We start from the raw sequence: 26,551 nt of genomic DNA, 5'->3' as shown, positions 1-26,551 counted from the left end.
ATATGAAAACCTCCTTGTCTTTGTGATAGGCGTAGAAAAAAGGTAGGTCGCCTATGCTTATAGTATAGACTACCTACCTTATGGGCGGCTTTGCCGTATCTTAATTTAACCTTAATTTGTGCTTGCTCCACATGGAAGCAGGATTGTAAATTCTGTTCCCAAGCCGGGATTGCTTACCACGGAAATATCACCGCCGTGAAGTGCGATAATCTGTTTTGCGATTGCAAGTCCAAGACCGCTGCTTTCCGGTCGCTCTTTGGTGTTTGTCCCTCTGTAATAGCGGCTCCACAAGCCGGACAGTTCCTTTTCGTCCATGCCTTTGCCGTTATCCCGGACAGAAACAGCAATCTTGTTTCCGGGTATGAGATTGACCGTTACCTTTACTTTGGTATCGACAGGGTTATGCACAAGGGCATTGATAACAATATTCCCGACTGCGCGGCGCAGCAAATCGGGGTCAACTGCAAGCGTCATTTCCTGCATACTACTTTCAAACGCAATCGTTCGTTTTGAAAACGCCGGGTCATTTGCAATGTCGATTACCAACTCTTTTAGAAAACGCACAATTCGGATTTCCTGCGGGGCAAAGGGGAAAGCTCCGGCTTCAAGTTGATAGGTCAGCTTCAAGTCATTTATCAGCTTTTCCATGTGATTGACGTTTTTCAATACGATTTTCCCGTATTCCTGTACCGTCGGCAAATCAAGGCTGCGCCCCTCTGCAAGAAGCTCCGCATATCCCTTTACCGGGGAAAGGGGCGTTTTCAAGTCATGAGTGATGTTCGCGATCCATTCTTTGCGGGCATGGTCAGTTTCCTGCTGTACCTTTTCGCTGTGGCGTATTTTCATATTCATCTCATTCAAAGAACCGTAAATCTCGCTAAACAAGCCTCTTTCTTTCAGTGGTGTATATTGATTTGCCGCTATACTTTTAATGCCGTTGATAATCGTTGCCAGCTTCCGAGACAGCCAAAACGCATAAACAAAGGCAACAAGCACAACCACGCAAGCGGAAAAGAACACTACACTTTTTGTAAATGGTGACAGCCGCGCCACATTCTCACCGTTATAGTAAAGCATAGTTTTTCCTATGGCATAAGGGAAGCCCACAATGTAGTTAAGCGTTCTGTCCGATATGGTAACGTTGCTGATAAAGACGGTATTTCCGTTTTCATAGCCGCTTTCCGTCAACTCCACAAGCTCCGTCATACTGTAACCGTCCGGGTAGTTTTCCGGTTTGTTGTGTGCATATATTTCCTGTCCGTTTTCGTCAAGGATTTGCACCCACAAGCCGTATTCGTCCAAGCGTTCCACACCGATTTGCTCCACGCCGATATTTCCGTCTTTTTCCTCTATCCAAGTGGAAAAATTGTCAGTAAACGTATGCGGCCACGACGCAAGGCTTAGTCCCTCCGGCTCCGGGATAGAAAAAGCATAGTAAAACATACCGATTGCAGAAACAATCAGAATGACAAATAGAATTGCTAATATAACCGCTGTATATAGAATGGGCTTGTGTTTCAATTTATTTTTCATAAGGTTTTACCAACTTGTAGCCCAAGCCTTTCATTGTGATAATGTACTCCGGGGAAGTGGGATTACTTTCTATCTTTTCCCGCAAGTGTCGGATATGTACCATAATTGTATTATCGCAACCGAAGCCGTCCTCACCCCATACGGTTTCATATAGCCTTTCCTTGCTGATAACCCGTCCTATATTTTGTGCCATGTAGTGCAGTATTTCAAACTCACGGGCGGTCAGTTCAATTCCCTTTCCGTCCTTTGTCACACGGCAGCCCTCCGGGTCAATGCTCAATGCACCAACTTTAAGGAGTTGCGCCTTTGTCGGAAGCTGCCTGTATTCTGTACGTCGCAACTGTGCTTTCACACGATAAGCTATCTCTTTCGGACTAAACGGTTTTGTTACATAATCGTCCCCGCCGACTGCCAAGCCAAGTATTTTATCCAGTTCATCATTCTTTGAAGATAGAAACAGGATAGGACAATGAGAAAACTCTCTAATCTGTTTACAGACTTCATACCCGTCAATTCCCGGCAACATAACGTCCAAGATAATCATATCAGGCTGTAATGTGCGGCATGAGTTTACCGCAGAAAGCCCGTTATCTATCTTTGTGATATTTTGGAAGCCCTCAATGGCAAGGGATTTTTCAAGTAGTTCCAATATATCCGGCTCGTCGTCAACTATCATTATTTTGTATTTATTCATGGTCGGTTTCCTCCTGTAATGGCTTAGGACTTCTTTTCTTAAATCTTGCGTCAGTTGGCTTTTCTGCGTCCTTTGGTATCAGCCACATATACCCCAGTTTTGAAACGCCGGGTATACGGTTTTGGTTGCATAATATCTGTACTCGTCTTTCTGAAATTCCCCATTTTTCCGCTGCTTGTGGCGCAGACATATATTCCATAATTTACCCGTCCTTTCTTTACACGTTATCAGTATAATTATACTCGGACAGGCGAATAATAGCAAGTGTCTGATTATGAATTATTTTGGTGCATAGTAGGAATTGTATAGACATATCCAAAGAGAAAGGGGAACAGTAAAATGTAGCTGGGTGAATGAATATGGCAAAAAGACCAGTAGAAAAATATGACTTCAAGGCTTTCGGGCAGGCAATAAAAGCAGCGCGGACAGAAAGAAAAGAGAGCCGCAAGAAAGTGAGCGACGAAATGTATATATCCCCTCGCTACCTTGCGAACATTGAGAACAACGGGCAGCACCCCAGTCTGCAAATCTTTTTTGAGCTTATGCTCCGTTATGATATATCCGTAGACCAGTTTCTTTTAGAGAAGCCGGACACAAAAGACACGCAGCGGCGGCAGCTTGATACTCTGCTTGACAGCATGAGCGACAAGGGCTTGCGTATTGTTGCTGCTACGGCAAAGGAGATAACGGAAGTCGAAAAAGAGGGCGAATGAGAACGTCCGGCACAACTGAATATGGATTTTAGAAAGCGTTGTAATCTTTGCGGATTGCAGCGTTTTTCTTTTCCTGCGGGTGTGTTTGGCAAAATCCCGTCTTTATCGTGGAAGAAAGCGAAAAGATGAATAGCAAGCATAGGAAGCGGGTACCCACTTCCGTATTTTCGCCCTCACGCACTACGGCGTATCGGTTGAAAATTGCTTGTTGGGAAGTGTCCCAAACCCTCGGAATGGAAAGGAGCATTTACGCATGGACGGACGAAAAAGAACGGTGCAAATCAAATTCAGAGTAACGGAAGCAGAACGGGATTTAATTCTTGAAAAGATGAAACTGATACCAACCCGAAATATGGCAGCGTATCTTAGGAAGATTGCCATTGACGGGTATATCCTGCAAGTAGACCACACCGACATAAAGGCTATGACAGCGGAGATACAGAAAATCGGCGTCAACGTCAATCAGATTGCAAAGCGCGTGAACAGTACGGGCAGCGTCTACCAAGAGGACATAGAAGAAATAAAGGGGGTGCTTGCGGAAATATGGCGGTTACAAAGATTAAACCTATTAAGGGAACGCTAAACAAAGCCCTTGACTATATCCAAAATCCCGCAAAGACCGACGAAAAAATGCTTGTGTCCTCCTTTGGCTGCTCCTATGAAACGGCAGACATTGAGTTTGGTTTTACTCTGTCGCAGGCGTTGGATAAGGGCAGCAATTTAGCCCACCATCTGATACAATCCTTTGAGCCAGGGGAAGTCGATTACAGAGAAGCCCATGAAATCGGGCGGCAGCTTGCCGACGCAGTAACCAAAGGACAACATGAGTATGTTTTGACTACCCATATTGACAAGGGGCATATCCATAACCACATCATTTTTTGCGCGGTCAATTTTGTTGACTACCACAAGTACAATTCCAATAAGCGCAGCTATTACGGCATAAGGAATATGAGCGACAAGCTGTGCCGGGAGCATGGCTTGTCCGTTGTCGTTCCAAGCAGGGGCAGCAAAGGGAAAAGCTATGCGGAGTACCAGGCAGAGAAAACGGGTACCAGTTGGAAAGGCAAGCTGAAAATTGCCGTGGACGCGCTCATTCCCCAAGTATCAAGTTTTGAGGAATTACTATCCAAATTACAGGCGGCGGGCTATGAAATAAAGCCGGGAAAATACATTTCCTGCCGCGCTACCGGACAGGAACGGTTTACCCGCCTTAAAACCCTCGGCGCAGATTATACAGAGGAAGCTATCAGCGAACGGATAAGCGGCAAACGCGCCCGCGCTGCGAAAGCTCCCCGCACAGATCGCGGCGGCGTTAGTCTGCTCATTGATATTCAGAACAGTATCAAGGCGCAGGAAAGCCGGGGCTATGAGCAATGGGCGAAAATCCATAATCTGAAACAGGCAGCGAAAACCATGAATTTCTTGACGGAACATAAGATTGAACAGTACGCAGAGCTGACCGCGAAAATCGCGGAAGTTACCGCAGCAAGCGAACAGGCAGCGGACAGCTTGAAAGAGGTTGAAAAGCGTCTTACAGATATGACGCTGCTTATCAAGAATATCACTACCTATCAAAAGACCAAGCCCGCCTATGCTGCATACCGCAAGGCAAAGGATAAGGAGAAATACCGGGCAGCCCATGAGAGCGATATAATTCTCTATGAAGCAGCGGCAAAAGCACTAAAAGCGGCGGGTATCTCCAAGCTCCCAAGCTTTGCCGCCCTGCAAGCAGAGTACGCAGCACTTCAAGAGCAGAAAGAAGCCCTGTATGCCGACTATGGGAAGCTGAAAAAGCAGGTCAAGGAATACGACGTTATCAAGAAGAATATCGACAGTATTTTGAAAGTGGAACGTCAGCCTGAACGGGAAAAAGAAACCGAGCGCGGATAAATGAGCAAAAAAAGAATGGACGCGGCAGCCAATATGTTGGCCACCGCGCCCGTTTTCTCATAGGTGCAGCTTTTGAAATGTTACGCAGTAGAACCGCGATTTTAGGGGTAAAGGTATCAATCCTTTACCTCTTTGTTTTTGTGTCCGAAAAGCCCTGCAATCAAAGGCTTTTTTCGCCCCTACTGCGTAACAAGAGTACGCTTTTTTCTCATGCGCTCGGCTGCCTGTCTGCGAGTGACACGCTTCCGACAGTCCGGGCAGTATTTGACGCTGTTAGAGGTGGACGCAAAGAACGCGCCGCACACGGTACATTTCTTTCTGTCCTCGGTCTGATAGAGTTCCGCATAGAGCAGCTTATCAAGAGGAAGTACGGCAATCCGAAACCACTTACAGAGCAGGGAATAGGAAAGGAGCTGCGGGCATACGCAAGTGTCCCCGTCGTCCAGTAAAATACAGTTGCCATTCTCGCAGTTGCAGCACTCATTTTTCACAAGGGTGTTTACCTTGCGGCTTTGTCGCGGCGACAGCCGCTTAATCCCGGTCATACTTCATCAGCAGGATAAACGGCAAGCTCCCTGTACTCGGCTTCGGTCAGCGCGCCTACTTTGGAAAGGGTGCGCTTTGCAAGCTCCCGTAATCCCGCGTCCATGTAAGGCAGCGCAGCGGTCATGTTCTCTATAAGCTGCGCCTTGCTTCCCTCATGGTAAATGCTCAAAAGGTTTGTTTCCTCAACAGTAAATCTATTCATGCTCATACCTCCAAATCGTGATTTTTTCTTTTTGCCGCTGCCTTTTTCGGGGCGGCTGTTTTCTTATCTGCGGTAAGCTGCGCCCGGACAGAGGGGCGCGGCTTTTTAATCCCTTTGTCCCGGTTCTCTCCCTTGTCAATCAGCGCATACGTCTCATGTCTGCCCTCGATTTTGGAAAAGGAAAGGGTCTTGTAAGGCAGCATGGAGAAAAGGCGGTCAATGTCCTTTGTGTTCGCAAGCTGCATGAACGCCGGGGAAAGCTCCACCATGAAATGGGTCTTGTTCGGGCTGTTCGGCGTGTCATGCCGCTTCATTTCCCGCACAATGCGCCGCGCTTCCGTTTCAATCAGTCCGTCATGCAATGCGGCGATATGGGCCTTAAAATCTCCCGGTGGAAGCTGCTCCCTGTTGCGGTGTTCCTCCCGTAAGAGCCATTTAAGAGCGTCCGGGTCGTTGGGTATGGCTTCAAAGCGTTCAAACTTCCCAAGCTGCGGGTCTGGGCTTCCGTTGAAATACTGTCCGGCGGGTATCATCTGCTCCCCGCGCTCATAAATCAGCTTTACCGTATCGGCGGGCAGCCCTTTTTCTTTGACGCGCTCATAATGGCGGGAATAGTCAAGCTCATACAGATTGCCCTTGATTTTTCCATGCTCCCTGTCTGTCAGCTCGATTGCATAGGCAAGAATACGGTCGCTTGTCTGCTCCATGTAGAAACGCCATGTGTTATGGGGCGCGGTGTCCTTTAGGAACACGTCGCGCTCCCGAAAGCAATGCGTCCCAGACGGTCGGCAAAACCATAAGAGGGTCTTATCCTCTTTCCTCGCACTTGCCGCCGCTTTTGCGATAATCTCCCTGTCAATATCAAAATCGCTTTGAAAAAAGCCTGTGTTCTGCTTCATAATCTCATTGAGGGAAGCGAACACGTCTACATCTTCAAATTTATTTAATTTGCTCATGCGTCAGCTCCTTTCCAAGTCCTGCGACTTCTGCTTTGCGTTCTTCTTTTTCCCCGCCCGTTCTTTATCGGCTTTAAGCTGCGCCCGGATAGAGGGCTTCTCTTTGCCGCGTTCTTTGTCTGCCTTAATCGCTTCCGCAAGGTCAACAAGGGAAATCTGTTCCCCGGCTTTTACCTTTGCTTCCAGTTCGTCAACAGTAGGGGTGTTGTTGATGATACCGTCAAAGCTGTTGTCGTTCTGCTCGATTGTGTCCTCGATATGTTTTAACGGGTTAGCTTTTTCCGGCTGCTCGGCGGCAACGGCAAACGCCCGCGTACCGTTTCCCATAATCAGATATTTCCCGTCGTCGGATTGATGATGAAGTCCATACCCGGCTTCTTTCATCTGTTCAACACTCATATCCGATACATAAAAACTGCCGCGCGGCGTTTTAATCTGTTCCCCGGTCAAATGCTCGTCGGGGATAAGCTGCGGCTGCTTCTCCTGTAAAAACTCCGGCACATTCTGAAAACCGATACTGTCTACATAGTGGGCGGTGTTCCCGCCGTTCTGATGAAGCACCACAATGTCAGAAACGGAAAGGCTGTGTCCCTTAAAATCTTTCGGGTGGTCGATATTGAAACGGGTATAAATATCTTCGAGGGAAGTTCCATGTTCAAGGGGCGCGGTATAGATAAGTTCATAATTTGCCCGGTCAACGGTGTGTCCCGTCGCCTGCAGGCGGTCGTAAGGCTCAAAGCGCAAGTCCCTTGTGGCGTCGCCGCGGGCTAACTGATAAATCCCGTAGCTGTCCTCTTTGCCATAGAGTAAAAGAGCTTCCTTTGTCGGCTCACTTTCCCGTATCTGCTGCTTCATGGCGTTGTATTCATGCAGGGCTTCCCAAGTTTCCTTTTCTACACCGAACAAGCCGCCTTTTTCTGCGTGTTCCTGTAAATCGGTCAGACTGGTAACGGCTCCCTCGGTGCCGTCCTCATAGATACGGAAAACCTCGATACCGTCCTGTGTAAACAAACGCTCGGCGGCTTCCTGTTGCAGCGGAAACATACCGTCCCAAGAATAGCCGTAGTCCTGCATTTCTTTTATGCTGATAGTGGCGTTGGGTACGGGGATTTCCGGCTGCTCCTGCGGTGGTGCGTCTTGCCCGATTTCCTGTACCTCGGAAGTCTGCGCCTGTTCCTGTGCCTTTTGCAGCTCTGCGATATGTTCATCAATGCTGTTGATGATTTCCGCTGCGGTGCTGCGGATTGTTTCAAGAGAGCTTTTCAGTTCGGCAAGCTCCCGTCCGGCACTCCACCCAGCAACGTACCCAAAGGAATAGTCAGAAGTATCAAGCCCGTAATGCTGGCACACGGTATAGGCGATACTTTCTGCCTGTACCTCACGGGTGCGGCGGTCGGGTCTGTTCTCCAAGTCCTCCAAAGGGGCGTTTAGGTCAATGTCGTGCAGCTTCGCATGGGCGATTTCATGGATAAGGGTTTTTAAGGTTTGCAGCTCACTCATGCCCTCATCAAGGGCAATACGCTTGTCCTCCAAGTGGTAGTACCCGTGTGCGCCGCCCTCGATTTTCTCAAAAGCAACGGGAACAGGGGAAGTCTTTTCAAGGGCAGCGAAAACGTCCTTGTAATGCTCCACATCTCCGGTCAGCATATTTACGGCAATGTCGGGGATTTCCTTGCCCTCGGTCTGCGATACATCAAAGACAGATACCACCTTAAAGGCGGGGATTGTGATTTCCTTTTCTTCGGTTACGGGCTTTCCGTCCTTACCGATAATGACTTTCTGTGTCTGCGGGTCGATTTTCTCCATTTCTTTTTTAATCTTAAAGGGCGACGGTGCAAGGATTTTGATACCCTTTTGTCCTTTCATCACATTTCGCCCAAAGTTATTTTTCCATGCGTTAAATCCGGCGATAAGAGAAGCGTCGGGCTTCTGCATGGTGATCAGCAGCGTATTGTTAAAGCTGTAATTATGAAACTTTGACATGACGCGCAGATATTCCTTGTAACGCTCGCTGTCGAACAGCTCCGTAATACCCTGCTCCAAGCGGTCAGTTATTTCTTTGAGCTTTTCGGCGGGTTTCTCGGAAGTTAAGACAATGGGGATAACCGGGCGTGGCTCCTGCGACGTTGCTTCGGGAACAGCCGCTTGTGCTGCCGGGGCTGCGTCCAGTTCTGCGGTCGGCTGCGGGTAGCTCATAATGCGGTAGTCCTCCGGCACGTCCCGCCCCTCAAAGTGTTTCTCCCATGCGTCACCGCTTTCTACAAGATAGCCGTACTCGGTAAAACTGCCTTTTTCCTGTGCTGCGGCGTTTCGTCCAAAGGCGATAGGGTCAATGCTGTTTTTCCATTCAGCGGGCATTTGTACCATGCCGGATTTATTCAGATAGTAGTCGCCTAATTCGCGGGGATTATGTACTTCGGGGATATGCACGAAAAAGTCCTCGTTATAGGTAAAGTCAATGAGCTGCCCGATATTCTCAAAACCGTTCTTTCGCTGTGTGGCGGCGTTCAGCGCGGCAATCCCGGAAGCGTCAAGAGTTTCCAGTCGTGCCGCAAGGAAATTCAGCTCGTCCACCTGTGCCGCGCATACCATGTCATAAGGTAGGGCAATGTGTCTGTCCTCTCGGTCAGAGTAGCCGTGAATGAAAAATTCCTGCGGGTTGTCTGCGGTAATGCCGACGCTTTGCATAGCTTTGTGAAGTTCTTCCTTTGTGGCGGGCATGGAAAGCCAGTAGCCGCCCGGTTCTCCCGTTTCAAAGCGGGTGCGGCTGTCAATCAGGATTGCAAACTGTTCCGTTTCCTGTCCCGGCTCGGTTCTCAGTGCAGCGGCGGGAATGTTGGCGGCGGGCTGCTTGATTTCTTCGCCCTCTATGGTGTAGCCCGGTAAGAGCTGCCCGTTTACCTTGAACGGCTCCGCATACTCCGGCGGGATAGGCGGGGATATTTCTGTAAAGAGCTTTTCATACGCCTTGATACGCCCATTCAGATATTTTTCCATAGCTGCCCGGTCAGCAAATACCTTTCTGTCCTGTCCGGCGATTTTCGTCTGTCCGTATCCGTGGGGGCTGTTGGTGTAGACGTTCCAAGACAGCGTATAGGAATACGGGATAGACTTCTGTGCTGCCTTGTCGTAACGGGTATTTTCGTAAACATGGTAGCTCATTTTATATACCCGGTTGCTGATGGTGTGGCGGTCGTTGTCCTCGTCCTGCCACTTGTTCGCCGTATGCTTCACTTCGGGTATTCTCGCATACTCAATCGCCTTGTCAAATAGCAGGGTCTTTCCTGCCTGTTCCTCCCAGGCGGCAGCCTGTACTTTCAGATTTTCAAATACGGTCTGCTCCGTAGCCGCGCTTTCCTCCCGCAGCTTCATAAGCTCGGCAAGGGGTAAGGCGGTCAGCGGGGAAATATCCGCGCCTTTCGTGTCAAAATAGATACCGCGCTCAATCTTCATCTTGTCGGCGGCTTCCAGTCTGTCATGGTCGTATGAGGAATAACCTGTTTTCCATTCGTCCATTTGCTCGCTCCTTTCTTTTTCAATCATGCGGTGCATAAGTTCGTAGTCCTCAATACTCATGCTCCCGTCAAATACATAAGGGTCAAAATATTCCCCGTCCCGGTATGGCTTTTCGGAAAAGGGAAGCCCCGCTGCATGGGCGGCGGCTCTTGCTTCCTCGATAACCTCCGGGGGAAGCCTGTCGTCATGCGCCCCGATAAAACCGTCAAGGTCATTCCTGCCGTTTTCATAGTGATAGCGCACTCCGGCGGTCAGCTCGTCAAGGCTCATATCCTCGCCTAAATGCCCGCAGTAGTAGCCGTTTAGAATAACGGCGGCGGGGTCAGCCGCTTTGATTTCCTCTAACCGGCTCCTGTCAAACGGTTCTAAAGTACCGTCCACTTCAAGATGAAACAGCTCGGCGTTCCATGAACGTCCCTCTTTCCAAAATGCTACCCATGCAATACCGTCCCTAAGTTCCTCTTGATAGTCCTTTACGCTGTCGCGCAAACTTGCCATGTGTAAAACCTCCTTTCGCGTATGGCAGCGCGGACGCTGCGTTTGTGGTTACATAGTCCTACTACGGTGCGCCCGCATTTCTGCCAAAGATTTTTGAGGATTTTTAGAGGGTTTGGGAAACTTCCCAACAAGCAAAATCCCCGCCAAGCTCGGTAAGAGTGGCAGGGATTTTACGGAAGTGGGTACCCGCTTCCTATGCTTGCTATTCAAGTTGTTTGTCCTTTGAAATGGTTACTTTGTAATTCACATATTTACCGCCCGTGTCGGCTAAAAGTACCGTTCCGTCGTAGGTTTTGCCCGTTTTCGGAGAGTACAGTTTTTTAACTGTTGCCTTGCCGGATTTAAGAAGTGCTGCGGCAATCGACCGGGTAAAGACGGTTTTCCGTTCCTCAAAGAAACGGTCATTTTTCCACATGGTAAAGCTACACTCTTTGTTGGAACAGTAGTAGTTTTTCTTCCCCTCATAGACTGGGGATTTACAGCGGGGACACTTCCCAAGCTCTGTTTTCTCTGCCTTGAAAAGCTCCTGTTTCTCGCCCAACACGGAAGCGTAGGTTTTCACAAGCTCCTGTGCCATTGCTTCAATTCCCTGCATGAAAGCGGCAGGGTCGGCGTTGCCCTTTGCAATCTGCGTCAGATTGTTTTCCCATGCAGCCGTAAGCTGCGGAGAAGTTAAGCTGTCCGGCAGAACGCAGACAAGGTTTGTACCGTCTTTGGTAGGAAGTAGCTGCTTGCCCTTGCGCTCGATAAAGCCGCCTTTTACTAACTTTTCAATGACGGCGGCGCGGGTAGCGGGCGTACCAAGTCCCCGACGTTCTGCATCCGGGTCGGTGTCCTCATTTCCGGCGCGTTCCATAGCAGACAACAGGCTTGCTTCGTTGTGGGGCTTCGGTGGCGTGGTGTCATGCTCCGTAACCGCTGCGGCAGGATTTTCAAAGGTCTGCCCCTCGGTATAATCCGGCACATCTAACGCAAGTTCGTTTTCCTCGTCGTCGCTGTCGGGCTTCTTTTTGAGGGTAGCCCGGTAAAGCCGTTCAATGTTTTTCCACCCGGCAGCGATTACCGTCTTGCCCCTTGCCGTAAATTCATGGTCGGCGCAGGAGAATACCGCCGTTACCGCTTCGTAAACGTGCGGCTCTGCGGTCGCCATGAGTAGACGCGCCCCGGTAAGGATAAGGATATTTCTTTCACTTTCCGGCAGCGTAGTAAGGTCAGTTTTTGCAATTTCCATAGTGGGGATAATGGCGTGGTGGTCTGATACTTTTTTGCTGTTCAGAACGCGGGAAACTTCCGGCGTAAAGGAGACGCCCGCCATAAAAGGCAGCTTGCCGCAAAGCAGCGATACGATACCCGCCGCTGTGTCGCCCATGTCGTCGGTCAGATAGTTGCTGTCCGTTCTCGGATAGGTCAAGAGCTTCTTTTCGTAAAGGGTCTGTGCAAGGTCAAGGGTCTGCTTCGCTGTGTACCCGTAGATACGGTTTGCTTCCCGCTGTAAACTGGTAAGGTCAAAGAGCTTCGGTGGGGCAATGGTTTTCTTTTCACGGGTCAAGGAAGTGCAGACAGCCGCCGACGCTTCGCAGGCCGCTTTCAGTTTGCCCGCTTCATCAGCGGCGCAGATCTTCGCGCTTGCCGCTTCTGCGCCGGGGAGCATAAGGCGCACATGGTAGTAGGTTTCTTTCTTGAAGTTCATAATGGCAGCGTCCCGGTCTACAAGCATTTTTAGGGTTGGGGTCTGAACGCGCCCCACGTTCAAGGTTTTTCCATACAGGCAGGAGAAAAGGCGGGTCGCGTTAATGCCGATAAGCCAGTCAGCCTTTGCCCTGCATAGTGCGGAATGATAGAGAGCGTCATACCTGCGCCCGTCCTTCAGATTGTCAAAGCCGCTTTTGATTGCGTCCGTTTCCATAGAGGAAATCCAAAGACGGGTAAAGGGCTTCTTGCAGCCCGCTTGATGATAGACAAAGCGGAAAATCAACTCGCCCTCGCGTCCTGCGTCGCAGGCGTTCACGACTTCCGAAACGTCGGCGCGGTGCATGAGGTCTTTTAAGATTTTGAATTGTTTTCCCTTGTCGGCAGCTACGGTGTACTGCCATTCCTGCGGCAGAATAGGTAAGCTGTCATAGCTCCATTTCCTGTACTGTTCTCCATAGGCGGCAGCTTCGGAAAGCTGTACCAAATGCCCGATACACCAAGAGATAACATAACCGTTCCCCTCGATATATCCGTCTTTCTTGCCCGTAACGCCAAGGGCGGCGGCAACCGCCGCCCCGACGCTGGGTTTCTCACAAATCACAAGTTTCATTCTTCCTCGTCCTCCTGTTCGGTGTCTGCGCTGTCAGTTTCTTCCTCCGGCTCGTCCTCGTCGTATTCGTCAAAATCAAACTCGTCAAGGTCGGTGCCGCCTTTCACGCTCTGTTTTGGTTTCACAAACTTAACGTAGTAGAGGGCTGCGCCGCCGCCAAGCAAGCCCACGACAAGGAAAATCAAAAGCCCGCCCATGCCGTTTTGGGGCTGCTCCTGCTCGGCGGGTTCTTCCGGTGCGGTTTCCTTGCCTGTGCAGCTATCCATGTTGACAGAGCAGACGGGGCAGGCGGTGTTTACTTCGCCCGCCTTGCATTTCTCGGTACAGTTGCAGACAGCCGGGGACTGCTCGGTCTGTTCCTCCCCGATAATCGCCATAAGGTCGCTTTCGTCTACTTGATTTAGGAAGTGGACAGAATTTTCGCCCTCGGCTGCCCGGTCAACGATGATGTAAAAATAGTTGCCGCCTTTGCTTTTCACGACGATAAACTGCTTATCCTCGGCAGCGTCCCCGTCGATGTCGTCCACAAGGGTCATGTTGCCCTCCGGGGTAAGGGGCTGCGGTTCGGTTTCCACGATTACGCCGCTGTCATCGGTTTCCTCTGTCGGGGTCTGCGCGTAGGCAGTAACGGAAAAGCCGCCCACAAGGACAAGGGCGGCACAAAGTGCGGTAATGCTTGCAAGGATTTTATTCTTCATCTGCATTGTCCTCCTGTTCGTCATAGTCTGTGGGCATAGGGGCAATGCCCGGAATACCGTTGCCGGAGAGCATAGCGGTAAGCTCCTGCGGGGTCAGACGCATAGCGCGTACAAGCTGCACGATTTCAAGGTTTTCCGCTTCGGTTTTCTGTGCTTCCAGTCCGCGCAGCTTGTTCTGATACTCCGTGATTTTCTCACGGGTCTTTTGGATTTCCTTTTCAATTCTTTCGATTTTACTCATTGCCATAAATTTTTTCTCCTTTCGATTTTCAAAAATGTGTCAGTTCCAGTTCATCAGCCCGTACCCTTTGATACAGGCATAGTCAAGGGGATAGCTCTTAATCTTGCAGGCGTCGCCGGAATTGCCCTCCACGGTATAAACGCGGTTTGCGTCCCTGCCGATAACAAGCCCTACATGGTCTGCGCTTCCGTCTAAATCCCAGTCAAAAAAGATAGCGTCACCGGGGGCAATGTTCTCATAGCCCCGCGCGCCCCATTGCCCGTGAGAGGTAAACCACGGAATACCCTGCGACTGGCAGGCGGCAAAGCGCGGCTCGGAAAGTCCCATTTGCCCGTAGCACCAGGACACGAAACAGGCGCACCATTCCACGCGGGAGTTGAAGCCGTACCAGCTCCAATACGGATAGCCGCCCACATTTCCGACTTGCTGCTTTGCAAGGTCAACGATAGCGGTATTACCGGGGCGCGTTCCGTTTACAAAGTCCACGCCGCTTAAATCCTCGGACGCGGAAGTGTCGGGAGAGCCGCCGCCAAAGATAAGGGGCTTGTTCCCGCTTGTCTGCAAGTACACCCGGTACATTTCCAGTTGTTCCGGGGGCAGATTATTTTCCGCAATGGTGGATAGCGGGGTGTTCGTCATCTTGACGTTTAAGATGTAATACTCATAAGGCACTTGTACCGTATAGGTGTCCGTATGCTCGTTGCCGTCCTCGTCTGTCCATGTGTCGGTGCGTTCTTCCTCCCGGTAGCGTATTTCCACTTCCTCGGTCAGCGTCAGCTTGTATTGCTGATTGAAAATCCGTTGTAATTCGCTCTGTACCTCGGCGCGGGTGTAGCTTTGGTATTTTGCGGTCAGATAGGACGCTAATTCGTGGGGGTTATGCCCGATATTTGCAAGGTCATAGCGGTACTCGTCATAGCCGGGGTGGGTGCTTTCGATAGCGTCAATCTCGTTTTGCAGCCCGCTTTCCAGTCCGGCATAGGCATTTTCCACTTCCACAAGGTCGCTGTCCTCGGAGGTATAAGACGTTCCAAGCACGCCGTTTAACGTGCCGGAAAACATTGCACCACAAGAGGACAGCCCGGACAGAAGCATAATGAAAAGTAGCAGCGCCCCGACAGCGATTGCCACGCCCGCCGGGTGTCTTGCCACAAACGCCGCTGTCTGCTTCGTTTTCTCGGCGGCTTTGGCTGCCGCTTTGAGGGTGCGTTCCGCTGCGCCCTTGATACCCTTTGCAGTATTGCGGGCTTCCTTTGCATACTGCTTTTTAATCTGCTGTTTCTGCCAAAAACGGGAAATAGGGTTAGAGGTAAGCTGTGGGTTATCATGCAGGGTCTTATGATACTGAAAATCCACGTTTGCCTTGAAAGCAGCTTTTTCAGCCTTTGCCGCTTCCCGGTAGGGTTTCAGCTTATGGTTGCGGTAGCCCTGCTTGATTTTCCGCGCCCCGTACTTCAATCCCCGTTCTGCGGCTTCCTCGCTCTTGTGTGCGCCCTCCACGCCGGAATTATCCTTTTCGACAGAATGGATTTTGTTATGTACCAAAATCCCGGCTTCCTGTGTGGGGCGGGATAGCGGGTTGTGCTTCTCCTTAAATCCGGGCGGCTTGTCCTTTTCCTCAAAGTGCAGGCGGGTCTTGCCTTTCCCGGTGGTTTCGTCAAAGGTGCGCTCTTTTACCAGTTTCTTTTCTTTGGGGATAGCTGCCTTTGCCTTATCCAAGCGGTCGGCGGCTTTGTCGGATTTCTTGATATACTTTTCAAGCTCCGGGGCAGCGCGTTCCTCGTCGGTAAATTGCAGCCGGGAAGATTTCGTCCCGGCGGTAGCTTCCGCCTGTGCCTTTCGTACCGCTTTTTTAGACGCTTTGCGGGTATGGGCGGCTTCGATATGCTCCATGACGCGCTCCGTTTTGCCTGTGTCCGCTTTGGGGGCAGCTCCCGGCACATGGGGCAAGGGAGAAGTCGGGGAAGCTGCACCTTGTAGCTGTGCTGCCTGTTGCTCCGGGGATTTCTGAAAATCCGCGTCCTGCGTCCGCTTGCTGATACGTTCCGTGTCTCCCGTGGTCTGATTTTCTGCGATAGCCCCGTCGCGGGTCATTTTCTGCGTGATTTTATCACGGGGCTTTAATGGGTCTTTCAAGTGTTACCACCTCCAATCCGCGCCCCTGCAAGGGCGCAATACTCGGCGTTCAGTTCAATGCCGATATAGCGGCGGTCAAGGCTTTTCGCTGCAAGCCCGGTGGTGCCGCTTCCAAAAAACGGGTCAAGGACAACGCCGCCTGCCGGACAGCCCGCCAGTATGCACGTTTCCGCGAGCTTCGGGGGATAGGCGGCAAAATGCCCGCCCTTATACGGTACGGTATTGATAAGCCAAACGTCCCGCTTGTTCCTTGTGGTCGGTATAAGAGCGTCGTCATAATAGCCGCCGCTGCGGGGCTGATTGATACCCTGCACCTTGCCCTGTCCCGGTACTTCCTCGGCGTATTTGTGTCCTGCGCCGCGTCCCTGTCGGTACCGCGCAGCCGTTCCCGGCGCGATCGGCTCCGCAATGGCGGCAGCGTCATAGTAGTATTTCTTTGATTTCGTCAGTAAAAAGATATGCTCATAGCAGCGGCTCGGTCGGTCGCGGCAGCTCTCCGGCATGGGGTTTTCTTTCAGCCAGATAATATCGCTGCGTAAATACCACCCGTCAGAGCGCAGGGCAAAGGCTAAAAGCCACGGAATACCGATTAAATCCTTTTGCTTGCAGCCCGCTTTCATGCCGCTGCCGCAGTATGTGTCCGCGATATTCAGCCAAAATGTCCCGTCGTCTTTGAGTACCCGGCGCAGCTCCCGGAATACTTCTACAAGCCGCCCGATATACTGCTCCGGCGTGTCCTCCCGTCCAATCTGCGCGTCAAGCCCGTAGTCCCTTAGTCCATAGTAAGGCGGGCTTGTGACGCAGCAATTCACGCTTTCACTCGGAAGCTCCCGCAGGGCATAGAGGGCGTCACGGTTGATGATTACGTCCATTTTCATGCTTTGCTCATTTCCTCCGGCTTTGTCGTAAGCAGACGGTAAAGCTCGGTGTCCGTCGGGAAACGGTCAATGAACGGCAGCACCACGTTTCCGTAAAAGATAAGCCCCTCGCCCGCTTCGGTGTGGGTTACATACTTCATCTGCTGCGGGGAGATGTTAAGCTGCTTTGCAAGGATAGCCCGGTCGCCCTGTGCCTGATTGAGCATGAGGACAAAATCAGAGTTTTCAAAAATATTCTCGACTTCGCGGCTGCTCAAAAGGTCTTTGACGTTCTGCGTGATAGCGGTCGGTATGCCGCCCCATTTCCGAAAACGCTTCCAAATCTCCACGCTGTAAGCTGCGGTCTGTTCCTCTTTGAGCAGCAAATGAAACTCGTCCATGTAGTAACGGGTTGCCTTTTTTTCGGCGCGGTTGACGGTCACGCGGTTCCACACCTGGTCTTGCACAATGAGCATACCTAACTTTTTGAGCTGCTTTCCAAGCTGCTTAATATCAAAGCAGACAAGACGGTTATTCAGTTCTACATTGGTACGGTGGTTAAAGACGTTCAGAGAGCCGGAAACATAAAGCTCCAATGCCGCCGCAATGCGGGCAGCTTCCGGCTCCGGCTGCTTCAAAAGCTCGTTGTAAAGGTCGCCCAAAATCGGCATTTTTGCCGGGTCGGGGTCTGCAAGGAAAGGTCGGTACACATTCCTAACGGCGCGGTCAATGACGGTCTTTTCCACGGGCTGCAAGCCCTCTTTGCCGCCGATAACAAGCTCGCAGAGGGAAAGGATAAAGTCGGATTTCAAGGCAAGCGGGTTGTCGTCCTCGGAGTAGTTGAGGTTAATATCCATGGGGTTCACATACTGGGGCTTGCCGTCCATACCTTTTCCTGTTGGCGACAGGCGTATCACTTGCCCGCCCAAACGCTGCACAAGGGAGAAATACTCGGCTTCGGGGTCGCAGATGATAATATCGTCGTCAGTAATGAGAAAAGCGTTTGTCATTTCCCGCTTTGCCGCAAAGGATTTACCGCTTCCCGGTGTTCCAAGAATAAGCCCGTTTGGGTTTTTCAGTTGCTTGCGGTCGCAGAGTATCATGTTATTTGACAGCGCATTTAAGCCGTAGTAAAGGGCTGCGCCCCGCTGAAAAAGCTCCTGCGTGATGAACGGGATAAAAATAGCGGTGCTTGATGTGGTAAGTCCTCTTTGAATGGGGATAAGGTTCTCCCCAAGCGGGATAGAGGACATAAAGCCCGCTTCCTGCAAATAGTCAAGGCGGGTCAGAGCGCAGTTGTTTTTCTGTGCAAAGCCCGCCGTAGCAAATACGTCATTATCTAGTTTCCGTTTTGTGTCTGCCATGTTTACCACAAGGAACGTCAGCAGAAACATTCGCTCGTTGCGGCTCTGTAAATCCTGCAACAGATTTTTTGCTTCGCTGCCGAAAGTAGCAAGGTCGGACGGAATTATATCCATGTCATACCCGCTGCGTACCGCTTTTTTCTGTTCCTCAATCTTCATCTTGTCGAGGTCGGTTATCTTGCGCTTGATAGTCTTGATTGCTTCGCTCTGGTCGATACTGCGGATATGCAGATTGACGATTATCCCGTTTTCAAGGTCGAGAATGTCCGAAAGCATACGGTCATTCAGCTCCGGCGCAAGGATTTCAAGGAACGATACCGCACCAAGTTTTCGCCCCATGCGGAACGTGCGCCCGTCGCCAAAACGGAACGAGGACGGGGCGATAAAGTCCTTTGTAGAAAGCCCCGACGGCACAAGCCAGTCCCAAGAGAAGCGGAACGGCTCGCCCTCCGGGTGGAAAATCCCATGCAGGACGTTCAAGCGTTCCTGTCCGTTCATGGGGCGGGCGGTTACACCAAGCACCTTAAAATTATTCAGTACATCGGTTTCGATACGGGAAAGGCGGGCTTTTGCCGCCGCAAGATTGTCCGCTTCAATGGAAAAGGTAATGTACTTGCACTTTTCCAGTCCGTTGTTGCCTTTTTCAAGCTGATTTTTCAGCATATCCGCGTACTCCCTGCGGATAGAGTTAAAAGCGTCGTCCTGTGCCGGAATTTCGATAGCCGCCTGTGCCTTTTCCTTTCTTGCGCCCTGATTGATGAAAGAGAGCTGCACCGAAACGGAAGCGTCAAAGTAGTTGAGAAAATCGCACCAGTTTTCAAAAATGGCGGTCTTATCATCTGCCTGTGCAAGCTGATAGTTAATATCTTCAAAGACAAGGCTTTTACTGTATTTCTTTTCCGTTACCCTGCAAATCCCGTCCGGGTACATCTGCAAGTAGGGAATGGTCTGCTGCGCGGTGTGGGGCTTCCCGTCGCCCTTTGCCGCCTGTATCACGGCGGCGATTTCTTTCTTTTCTGCGCGGGTCAGCTTACGCTTCACGGGATTTTTTACCGCGCGGGTCATGGTTTTTCGTTCTGCCATTGACAATAGCCGATACCTCCTTTTCCAGTTTTCGTTGTTTTTCTATGACGGCATAAAAATTTTCCGTCTGATAGGGGCGTTCCTTTGGTCGGATAAACTTTGTCTGAATGACGTTCTTTATCACGACTTCAAGGGGCTGCCCGTGTTTTTCATACATTGCCAAGAGGAAGCAGGGAAGCATAACGACAATCATTGCAAATGCCGCCATGCTTGTTCCCGCGCTGTCTTTGAGCAAAAAGAAAAGCGGTAGTCCCATAGCGAGGGCTGCCGCAAAACATATAATCTGCCGCTTTGTCAGATTAAAAGCGACTTTTGTTTTGATTTTTGATAAGTCTTTGGGTACGGGTACATACGCCAAGTGAAAACCTCCTTTCGGTCTTTAATGGGCGTTAAAGATTGACTTCGCAAGTGTGCCTGTTTTGAATAGGGAGAAGCACAAAATCACGGTGTAGGCTGCAAGGGAGAAAATCGCGCTGTGCAGGTTGTCCGCTACAATCATGCTGCCAACCAAAACCGCATAAATGCCGACGCATATCATTATGAGGAAGCCTTGAAAACCGAGGGCGAACAGGGCTTTTAAGTAGTTGTTGCCTATCTGCCCCCACTCTCTGTTGGTCATAGTTGCAAACGGGATAGGCGATACCGAACAGTAAAGGTAAATTTCTATCATTCTGCCGTACAGGATAACCGTGATAAGCACCGACATGATTTTCATGCAAAGGCTCACAAGGCTTGTTTCCATAACGAGCAGTAACAGTTCGGGGATTTCCATAGCGTCAAGTCCGGCTTGCATGGACGAGAGGGCGGCGTCAACGTCGATATTCGTATCGCCGCCGATCACGCCCGCCGCGCCGGAAACAACGTGCTGCGCCATATCGAACACCGCCATAGTGATAGTAAAGGTGTGGGTAACGAGATACACCGCTACCCACGCCTTGAAAAACCACTTAAAGAACATGAACGTGTCAATATCGTGCATATTGTTCTTTTCCGTTACCATGCTGATAAGCTCCACGCATAGAACGTAGGTAATAACAAGCCCCGCAATGGGTACAATCACATTTTCCGACAAGCTCTGTATCATGGAAAATATGCCTGCGTTCCACCCCTGCGGGGTTTGTCCTACCTCTGCGGCGATAGTTCCGACTTTTTCGTTTACGTCCCCGAACATAGTTGACAGATTACCGTTAATGGCTCCAATGAGGATTTCCTTTATCCATTCGTTAATCGCGTCAAGTATGCTCTGCATAGGCTAACCCCGCCGCTTAACCGAACAGTCCGGCAAGCAGAGGTACGAGGGTGCCGCCGATAAGGGCAACGCCGCCGCCCGCCATGAGCTGCTTCATGCCCTGGCTTTTCGCGCCCGGATTGTCGTTTCCGTAGCCCTCCAAGAGGTTGATAACGCCCCAAATGCCAAGACCTGCTCCGAGAGCGATAACGAGTGTCTGCAAAACTCCTACTGCGCTGTTGAAAAATGCCATAATAAAACTCCTTTCTGCCGCTTTGCGGCTGCCCGAAAAAGGGCATAAAAAACGGCGGTCAGTTTTCGATAACTGCCGCGGTCATAAGTCCCCGCGCTGCGTTTGTTGCTGCGGCGCGGCGGTATTCAGTTGTAAGGGTGCGGCTTCCTGCCGCGATACGCGCAAGGAGTAGGGGCGCGTACCATGTAGCCCGTGTTTATTATTTTTACTTTAAGCTCCCTCCTTTTCAAAAAGTGGTGTGTAGACAGGCATAATGCCGTACTGCCGTTCCCGGACAGCTTCGATATACTTGATATAGGAAATACCCGCCTGTCTTGTCCTGCGTTCCTGTTCCCGCTGCATTTCCTCGGCTGCTTCCACAAGCCCGCTGATAGCTCGGATTAGCTGCTGTTTTGCCTTTTTCTTTCTGATACGCTTATTCATTCTGTATCCTCCTGCAAATCTGCTTCGTCAACTTCGTAGTAGTCAAATACCTCGTCCGGCTTCACGATTGCAGGACGGCGGCGCAAGTGCTTTTCCATGTCAAAGGCATTTTCCTTGTCAAAGTCGGAAAGGTACTTGTACTTCGGGTGTTTGGTAATATCATATTTTTCGGAGAAGAACGGGCGCACCCCGCGTAGCTGCAAGATACATTTCCCGCCGTCCATGACCGCAATTTCATCTTCGCTCATAAGCTGCTTGCCTAATTTCTGATAGTTCAGCCCGTGGGAAAGCTCCCGTCCTCTTGTTTCGGAAGTGTTGAAGCTGTCAATGGTTTCTTTCCCCAAGATTTCCGACATTTCTTTAAGGGTCGTTTTCTCCTTGCCGCCTAAGAACAGGGTCGTATCGCAGTTGCCGACAATGGTATCGGCGTTGTCCTTGTAGATAGCCTTTAGCTGCGACTGGCTCTGCAAGATGATGGACGCGGAGATTTCGCGGCTCCTTATCGTGGCAATGAGTTTTTCAAACTTCGGTATCTGCCCGATATTTGCAAACTCGTCAAGCAGACAGCGCACATGAACAGGCAGCCGCCCGCCGTACACATCATCTGCCTTGTCACAAAGCAGATTGAAAAGCTGTGTGTAAAGGATTGATACAACAAAGTTAAAGGTGTCGTCGGTGTCGGAGATAATAACAAAAAGCGCGGTCTTTCGGTCGCCTAAGGTGTCAAGCTCCATTTCGTCGGTTTCCATCAGCTCGCGCAGCTCCCGAATGTCAAAGGGGGCAAGACGCGCACCGCAGGAAATGAGGATAGAGCTTCTTGTTTTTCCGGCAGACAGCAAAAACTTCTTGTACTGGCGCACCGCAAAATGTTCCGGGTCTTTTTCCTCCAAGCGTTCAAACATGAGGTCAACGGGGGATTGAAATTCCGGGTCGTCCTCGCGGGCTTCCGACGCATTTATCATTTCAAGTAGCGTCGTAAAGTTTTTCTCATTCTCCGGGGCTTCGTACCAGATGTAGCCGATAAGGGCGCAGTAAAAAAGCCGTTCCGATTTCACCCAAAAATCCTCGCCGGATTTTTCCCCGTCGCCTTTGGTGTTGGCGATAATGGTATTTACCAGTTTCAAAATATCCTTTTCGCTGCGCAGATAGGCAAAGGGATTGTACCGCATGGATTTCTTGAAATTGATGGTGTTTAGCACTTTGATTTTGTACCCGCCCCGCTGCAAGAGCTTCCCGCACTCGATTAAAACCGTTCCTTTCGGGTCAGTGACTACATAGCTGCTGTGCATTTGCATTAAGTTTGGCTTTACAAAAAACCTCGTTTTGCCGCTGCCGGAGCCGCCGATTACAAGTACATTTTTGTTTCGTGCATATTTCGGGTGCTTCGGGCGGCTTGACATCATCAGCCGTTCGGTCTGCGTCAGCAGCACGTTATTTTCAAAAATGGGGTCGATATACGGCTTTATATCCTCGGCGTTGCCCCAACGTGCAGAGCCGTACTCCATGCCCTTACGGTATTTCTTTGCGTTCTTGCCTTTCACATAGACCGCAAGCCGGATAACGACAGCCCCGACAATGCCGATAAGCAAATCCATAGGGGCAAAACTCGGCAGGGCATTTGAAAAGGCGGCAGAAAAGCCGCTGCCAATGGAAAGCAGCTTGCCGGAGAGGTCAGCCCCCGGAGAGAGCCGCACCGCCTGTCCGACTTTATCAAAGAGATACACAAAGAGCAGATAGGGGGCGTTTAGGATAAGCAGCTTCTTGATATTCGGCTTCATAGCGACACCTCCCTGTCCTTGTGTTTTGTCTTTTGACGGTTCGCGTTAAGCTGCTTTGCTGCTTCCCGGAATGTGGCAAGTGCCTTTCGGATAGAGGGCTTTTGCTCCTGTGTCAGCTTCTTTGCGGAAAACTCCTTAAAGGCTGCGGTCAGAGCGTCCGCGTCCCGCCCCTTGAAAAAGACGAGATAACGGGGCGGCGTTTCGGTGCTGTCTTTCTTTAAGGCAAAGTCGATACCGTATTTTTTCGCCGTCTGCTCAAAGGCTTTGATATTGCCCTCGGTTATCTCAATGTTGGATAGCCCCGCGTTCTGCTTCGCAAGCTGCTTTAGGGTCTGCTTCCCGTGGAGCTGTTTTTCCTGCTGCTTTTTTGCCTGTGCAAGCATGGCTTTGATTGCCTTTTGCAGCATTTCAGCAGTCAGCTTTGCTCCCTTGACAGAGAGCGCAACCACTTTTTCGTTGATTTCGTCTTGCAATGTTTACCGTCCTCCTTTCCCGGTAGTGATAGTGTTAAGGTGGTACGCCGCTTTTGAGTGCGAAAAAAGGGCGTCCGTTCTTCACGTCGCCCCGTTAAATCCGTACCCGCAGCCCGTTCAAATCCTCGGCGCGGATACCCACAAGATACCAGTTGTCCCCGTATTCAATGCGGGTAGGCTTCCATTTGCCGCCTGTGAATACGTCCATGCACTCGCCGCAATGCAGACCGCCGTAATAATCGGCAATGTCAAAGCGAATGTCGTAGCGGTCAGCGGTTTCGTCAAAAATCAAAGCTCCTGTTTTCTGTGCCATGTGGTAAATCCTCCTTTTTTTCGTTTACAGGCTTTCGCCCTCTTTGTAGGTGTAATAGTCCGGGTCGCCGTACTTCGGCTTCCTCGGTGCAAGTGCGCCGCTTGCCATATCGTGAGCCACAAGGGAAGTATAGTAGCTGTCAATGGTAGACGGGGCATTGAAAAGCACCGCCTTTAGGTACTGCTTGATGTTGCGGATTTTCGTGGTGTTCTCCTGCATACAGTCAAGCACAAAGCGGATATGTTCGCTGTTGAGCTTCATAAACTTTGACTTCACAAGCTCTGCGGGGTAGTCGTCCCCGGCGATACGGATTGTCTTTCGTGCTGTGCAGACGGTTTCAAGCATAAGGTCAACAATCTCATTCAGACGGTCGCGGTCAAGGCTTCTGTCCTGCAAGAGAATGTCATAGGCGATATTGTCTTTGATAATTTCCTCATACACTCGGTAAGCGTTGTTCCTTTCCGTTCTTTTCCGTTCCGGCGGCTGTGCCGCTTCGTCCTCGCCATAAGGCAAGGGATTTAGGGAATGGATAGGAATGGAATGGGTAATTGATAAATCCGTATTTGATTTTTCTTTTTTTGGTAAGTTAGTTCTTGATATATCTTTATTTAATTGCGTTGGATTTTCCGACGTCGGATTATCCGTTGTCGGATTTTTCAATATCGGGTTATCCGCTGTTGGATTTTCCAATACCGGGCAATCCAATTCCGGCGGCTGCGGCTGTTCGTAAATGGTGTACTCGATAGCGGTCATTTTGCCTTTCTCGTCGCGTCCCTGCCGTCTTGTGATATATCCGGCTTTTTCAAGCTCCCAAACGGCGGTACGGATAGCGTCGATACTTTCCCGGTTGATGTAGGACAGCCCCGCAAGGGTATAGTCCCAATCCTCCGGCAAGGACAGCATTTGAGATAACAGCCCCTTTGCCTTTAAGGAAAGCTCCTTATTGCGTAAGTGGTGGTTGCTCATTACGGTGTAGCCTGTGTTGCGTTCCACACGGAAAACTGCCATAGCTTCATCACTCCTTTTGCTGTGGATTTGTTACGCAGTAGAACGGCGATTTTGAGGGAAAAGGTATAAATCCCTTGCTGTATAAAAAACGTGTCCGCAAAGCCGCTTATATCAAGGCTTTTTCAGCCCCTACTGCGTAACAAAGGGCATGAAAAAAGCGGCGTTCCTGTTCTTCCGTGTGGAAGTGGGAAACGCCGCTTGTGCGGTGCAATATTTAGTTGTAGTACAAACCATGCTTGTCCGTTGTCCGAAAAACCTTGATTTTACTGTGTTTCAAAAAGTATCGTTATCTAACCTCATCTTTTGATAGACAGGGATTTCAAAAGATGATAAAAGCAGTAGAAGAAAACAAAGTATCTACTGTGATAGTAAAAGATATGAGTAGGTTTGGCAGAGATTATCTCAAAGTAGGCTTTTACACCGAAATACTTTTCAAAGAAAAGGGAGTAAGGTTTATCGCCATCAATAACGGAATAGATAGTGAGAAACAAGCAGAAAGCGACTTTACCCCATTTCTAAACATTATGAACGAATGGTATGCAAGAGATACATCAAGAAAAATACAATCTATCTTCAGAGCAAGAATGGAAGAGGGTAAAAGAGTATCGCCAAGCGTTCCATACGGCTATTATAGAAACCCTAAGAACAAACAGGAGCTACTTGTCGATAAAGAGAGTGCAAAGGTTGTAAAACGCATTTATAGGCTTGTAATAGAGGGATATGGCGTAACACAGATAGCAGATATACTAACCAAAGATAAAGTCCTTATCCCATCAGCCTATGCAGAAATACACTATCCTGAAAATAACCACAGTTCCAAGAAAAGAGGAATAGAAGACCCGTATTTTTGGACACCAACCACAGTAAGCTATATCTTAGAAAAGCAAGAATATATGGGACATACTGTACTTGGTAAAACAATATGCCTTGATTATAAGACCAAGAAACGAAGAAAGGCGGAAGAAGATGAACTCATTATATTCAAAAATACCCATGAAGCTATCATAGATGAAGAAACATGGAATAACGCCCAAAGGTTAAGAAAGACAGTAAGAAGAAGTCCGAAGTACGGGACAACATCCCACCCATTTACAGGACTTTTAATCTGTTCAGATTGTGGAGGAAAGTTAAGTTACAGAGAGCCGGCAGAACATAAAGAAAAGAAATATGATTGTGATTATTGCTTTGTATGCCAACATTACAGACATAGAAAAGGCTCTTGCAGTATGCACTACATCAAAGTAAAAACAGTGAATGAAATTCTCTTAAAATCAATCAAAGAAATCACAGATTTTGCAAAAGAGGAGAAGCAAGAATTTCTAAAAGTGATGAACAAGTTATCTGATGAAAAAAGAGAAGAAAAGTATCAAGGAGATAAAGAAAAGTTAGAAAAACTGTCATCAAGAAATGAAGAACTGACAACCCTTATTACAAAACTATATGAAGACCATGCACTTGGGAAAATTCCTGTAAAACACTTTGATAGATTATTTAATATCTATGATACGGAGCAACAAGATTTAGAAAAACAAATACAGTATTTTGAACAGGAAATTGAAAGCTATCATCAGAGAAAAGTTGATACCGACAAATTCCTAAAAATGATAGAAAAATATACCGATATTGAGGAACTGACAGTACCAATGATAAATGAATATATAGAAAAAGTAGTAGTCCATGAAGCAACAGGAGGAAGAAAAGGCAAAGACAGAAAACAACAAGTCGATGTGTATTTTAACTTTATAGGTAACTGTCAAGTGCCGTAGAAAGACGATATAGAAAAAATGGCTTAAAAATGGTATAATAGTAAATAATTATTATAAAATTCCTATTCAATAGGAGG

At 49.5% G+C, this 26,551-nt stretch carries 24 protein-coding genes and 1 pseudogene; 4 read left to right on the top strand and 21 right to left on the bottom strand.

The annotated features are described in order from the left end of the window. Nucleotides 1-111: 111 nt before the first annotated feature. The 3 genes from FQ204_RS07925 to FQ204_RS07915 are packed head-to-tail and all read right to left on the bottom strand — an operon-like array spanning nucleotide 112 to nucleotide 2,426. Nucleotides 112-1,533 carry a sensor histidine kinase gene (locus tag FQ204_RS07925; protein ID WP_144210453.1) on the bottom strand — a complete coding sequence of 474 codons (1,422 nt, stop codon included), beginning with the start codon at nucleotides 1,531-1,533 and terminating at the stop codon, nucleotides 112-114. Further along, on the bottom strand, nucleotides 1,523-2,227 hold the full coding sequence (locus FQ204_RS07920; RefSeq protein WP_144210451.1) for a response regulator transcription factor: 705 nt from the start codon (nucleotides 2,225-2,227) through the stop codon (nucleotides 1,523-1,525). Before FQ204_RS07920 ends, FQ204_RS07925 begins: the two co-directional genes overlap by 11 nt. Next, on the bottom strand, nucleotides 2,220-2,426 hold the full coding sequence (locus tag FQ204_RS07915) for a helix-turn-helix domain-containing protein (protein WP_144210449.1): 207 nt from the start codon (nucleotides 2,424-2,426) through the stop codon (nucleotides 2,220-2,222). Before FQ204_RS07915 ends, FQ204_RS07920 begins: the two co-directional genes overlap by 8 nt. 160 nt (nucleotides 2,427-2,586) lie before the next feature. Here FQ204_RS07915 and FQ204_RS07910 point away from each other — a divergent pair, with 160 nt between their 5' ends. The 3 genes from FQ204_RS07910 to FQ204_RS07900 all read left to right on the top strand — a co-directional run bounded on the left by FQ204_RS07910 (nucleotide 2,587) and on the right by FQ204_RS07900 (nucleotide 4,833). Continuing rightward, nucleotides 2,587-2,940: a helix-turn-helix transcriptional regulator gene (locus tag FQ204_RS07910; protein ID WP_144210448.1), complete on the top strand. Its 354-nt coding sequence runs from the start codon at nucleotides 2,587-2,589 to the stop codon at nucleotides 2,938-2,940. A 253-nt stretch (nucleotides 2,941-3,193) separates the two neighbouring features. After that, nucleotides 3,194-3,523 carry a plasmid mobilization protein gene (locus FQ204_RS07905; RefSeq protein WP_144210520.1) on the top strand — a complete coding sequence of 110 codons (330 nt, stop codon included), beginning with the start codon at nucleotides 3,194-3,196 and terminating at the stop codon, nucleotides 3,521-3,523. Beyond that, entirely contained in the window at nucleotides 3,484-4,833 is a 1,350-nt protein-coding gene (locus FQ204_RS07900; protein WP_144210446.1) for a relaxase/mobilization nuclease domain-containing protein, read from the top strand. The genes FQ204_RS07905 and FQ204_RS07900 overlap by 40 nt, the downstream gene beginning before the upstream one ends. 179 nt (nucleotides 4,834-5,012) lie before the next feature. Here FQ204_RS07900 and FQ204_RS07895 read toward each other — a convergent pair whose 3' ends face one another. From FQ204_RS07895 to FQ204_RS07810, 18 genes are all read right to left on the bottom strand, one after another. Further along, a complete protein-coding gene (locus tag FQ204_RS07895; RefSeq protein WP_144210444.1) occupies nucleotides 5,013-5,378 on the bottom strand; it encodes a cysteine-rich VLP domain-containing protein in 366 nt (121 codons plus the stop codon). Next, on the bottom strand, nucleotides 5,375-5,581 hold the full coding sequence (locus FQ204_RS07890; RefSeq protein WP_186286707.1) for a transposon-transfer assisting family protein: 207 nt from the start codon (nucleotides 5,579-5,581) through the stop codon (nucleotides 5,375-5,377). The genes FQ204_RS07895 and FQ204_RS07890 overlap by 4 nt, the downstream gene beginning before the upstream one ends. Nucleotides 5,582-5,583: 2 nt before the next feature. After that, nucleotides 5,584-6,537, bottom strand: coding sequence for a hypothetical protein (locus FQ204_RS07885; RefSeq protein ID WP_144210440.1), 954 nt, complete (start codon nucleotides 6,535-6,537; stop codon nucleotides 5,584-5,586). A gap of 3 nt (nucleotides 6,538-6,540) precedes the next feature. After that, nucleotides 6,541-10,551: a YodL domain-containing protein gene (locus FQ204_RS07880; RefSeq protein ID WP_144210438.1), complete on the bottom strand. Its 4,011-nt coding sequence runs from the start codon at nucleotides 10,549-10,551 to the stop codon at nucleotides 6,541-6,543. A gap of 202 nt (nucleotides 10,552-10,753) precedes the next feature. Then, nucleotides 10,754-12,853, bottom strand: a complete 2,100-nt coding sequence (locus tag FQ204_RS07875) for a DNA topoisomerase 3 (protein ID WP_144210435.1) — start codon at nucleotides 12,851-12,853, stop codon at nucleotides 10,754-10,756. Continuing rightward, nucleotides 12,850-13,551: a DUF4366 domain-containing protein gene (locus FQ204_RS07870; protein WP_186286705.1), complete on the bottom strand. Its 702-nt coding sequence runs from the start codon at nucleotides 13,549-13,551 to the stop codon at nucleotides 12,850-12,852. Before FQ204_RS07870 ends, FQ204_RS07875 begins: the two co-directional genes overlap by 4 nt. Beyond that, nucleotides 13,541-13,798: a DUF4315 family protein gene (locus FQ204_RS07865; protein ID WP_118592089.1), complete on the bottom strand. Its 258-nt coding sequence runs from the start codon at nucleotides 13,796-13,798 to the stop codon at nucleotides 13,541-13,543. The genes FQ204_RS07870 and FQ204_RS07865 overlap by 11 nt, the downstream gene beginning before the upstream one ends. A gap of 33 nt (nucleotides 13,799-13,831) precedes the next feature. Continuing rightward, nucleotides 13,832-15,886 carry a CHAP domain-containing protein gene (locus tag FQ204_RS07860; protein WP_144210518.1) on the bottom strand — a complete coding sequence of 685 codons (2,055 nt, stop codon included), beginning with the start codon at nucleotides 15,884-15,886 and terminating at the stop codon, nucleotides 13,832-13,834. A gap of 38 nt (nucleotides 15,887-15,924) precedes the next feature. Beyond that, nucleotides 15,925-16,806 carry a DNA-methyltransferase gene (locus FQ204_RS07855; protein ID WP_144210431.1) on the bottom strand — a complete coding sequence of 294 codons (882 nt, stop codon included), beginning with the start codon at nucleotides 16,804-16,806 and terminating at the stop codon, nucleotides 15,925-15,927. After that, nucleotides 16,803-19,232 carry a VirB4-like conjugal transfer ATPase, CD1110 family gene (locus FQ204_RS07850; RefSeq protein ID WP_144210516.1) on the bottom strand — a complete coding sequence of 810 codons (2,430 nt, stop codon included), beginning with the start codon at nucleotides 19,230-19,232 and terminating at the stop codon, nucleotides 16,803-16,805. Before FQ204_RS07850 ends, FQ204_RS07855 begins: the two co-directional genes overlap by 4 nt. Next, nucleotides 19,180-19,590: a PrgI family protein gene (locus tag FQ204_RS07845; RefSeq protein ID WP_035290041.1), complete on the bottom strand. Its 411-nt coding sequence runs from the start codon at nucleotides 19,588-19,590 to the stop codon at nucleotides 19,180-19,182. Before FQ204_RS07845 ends, FQ204_RS07850 begins: the two co-directional genes overlap by 53 nt. 21 nt (nucleotides 19,591-19,611) lie before the next feature. Beyond that, nucleotides 19,612-20,481: a VirB6/TrbL-like conjugal transfer protein, CD1112 family gene (locus FQ204_RS07840; protein ID WP_144210429.1), complete on the bottom strand. Its 870-nt coding sequence runs from the start codon at nucleotides 20,479-20,481 to the stop codon at nucleotides 19,612-19,614. Nucleotides 20,482-20,497: 16 nt separating this feature from the next. Further along, a complete protein-coding gene (locus FQ204_RS07835; protein WP_035290046.1) occupies nucleotides 20,498-20,713 on the bottom strand; it encodes a Maff2 family mobile element protein in 216 nt (71 codons plus the stop codon). A gap of 210 nt (nucleotides 20,714-20,923) precedes the next feature. Beyond that, nucleotides 20,924-21,136, bottom strand: coding sequence for a hypothetical protein (locus FQ204_RS07830; protein WP_005928546.1), 213 nt, complete (start codon nucleotides 21,134-21,136; stop codon nucleotides 20,924-20,926). Next, nucleotides 21,133-22,914, bottom strand: a complete 1,782-nt coding sequence (locus FQ204_RS07825) for a VirD4-like conjugal transfer protein, CD1115 family (RefSeq protein WP_118592085.1) — start codon at nucleotides 22,912-22,914, stop codon at nucleotides 21,133-21,135. The genes FQ204_RS07830 and FQ204_RS07825 overlap by 4 nt, the downstream gene beginning before the upstream one ends. After that, the gene (locus FQ204_RS07820; RefSeq protein ID WP_118592084.1) at nucleotides 22,911-23,387 is read right to left on the bottom strand and encodes a PcfB family protein; all 477 of its coding nucleotides are present in this window, start codon (nucleotides 23,385-23,387) and stop codon (nucleotides 22,911-22,913) included. The genes FQ204_RS07825 and FQ204_RS07820 overlap by 4 nt, the downstream gene beginning before the upstream one ends. A 94-nt stretch (nucleotides 23,388-23,481) precedes the next feature. After that, a complete protein-coding gene (locus tag FQ204_RS07815; protein ID WP_005422968.1) occupies nucleotides 23,482-23,700 on the bottom strand; it encodes a DUF5348 domain-containing protein in 219 nt (72 codons plus the stop codon). 24 nt (nucleotides 23,701-23,724) lie between these two features. Next, the gene (locus tag FQ204_RS07810) at nucleotides 23,725-24,708 is read right to left on the bottom strand and encodes a DUF6017 domain-containing protein (protein WP_144210427.1); all 984 of its coding nucleotides are present in this window, start codon (nucleotides 24,706-24,708) and stop codon (nucleotides 23,725-23,727) included. A 296-nt stretch (nucleotides 24,709-25,004) separates the two neighbouring features. Between FQ204_RS07810 and FQ204_RS07805 the strand changes: the two are divergent. Next, a pseudogene (locus FQ204_RS07805) lies at nucleotides 25,005-26,474 on the top strand (DUF4368 domain-containing protein); the annotation flags it as partial. Nucleotides 26,475-26,551 lie beyond the last annotated feature (77 nt).

This window comes from Streptococcus constellatus (assembly GCF_902167705.1).
Classification (GTDB): Bacteria; Bacillota; Bacilli; order Lactobacillales; family Streptococcaceae; genus Streptococcus; species Streptococcus constellatus_A.
The sequence above is the reverse complement of the archived record's forward strand: the minus strand, read 5'-3'. Positions and strand labels throughout refer to the sequence as shown.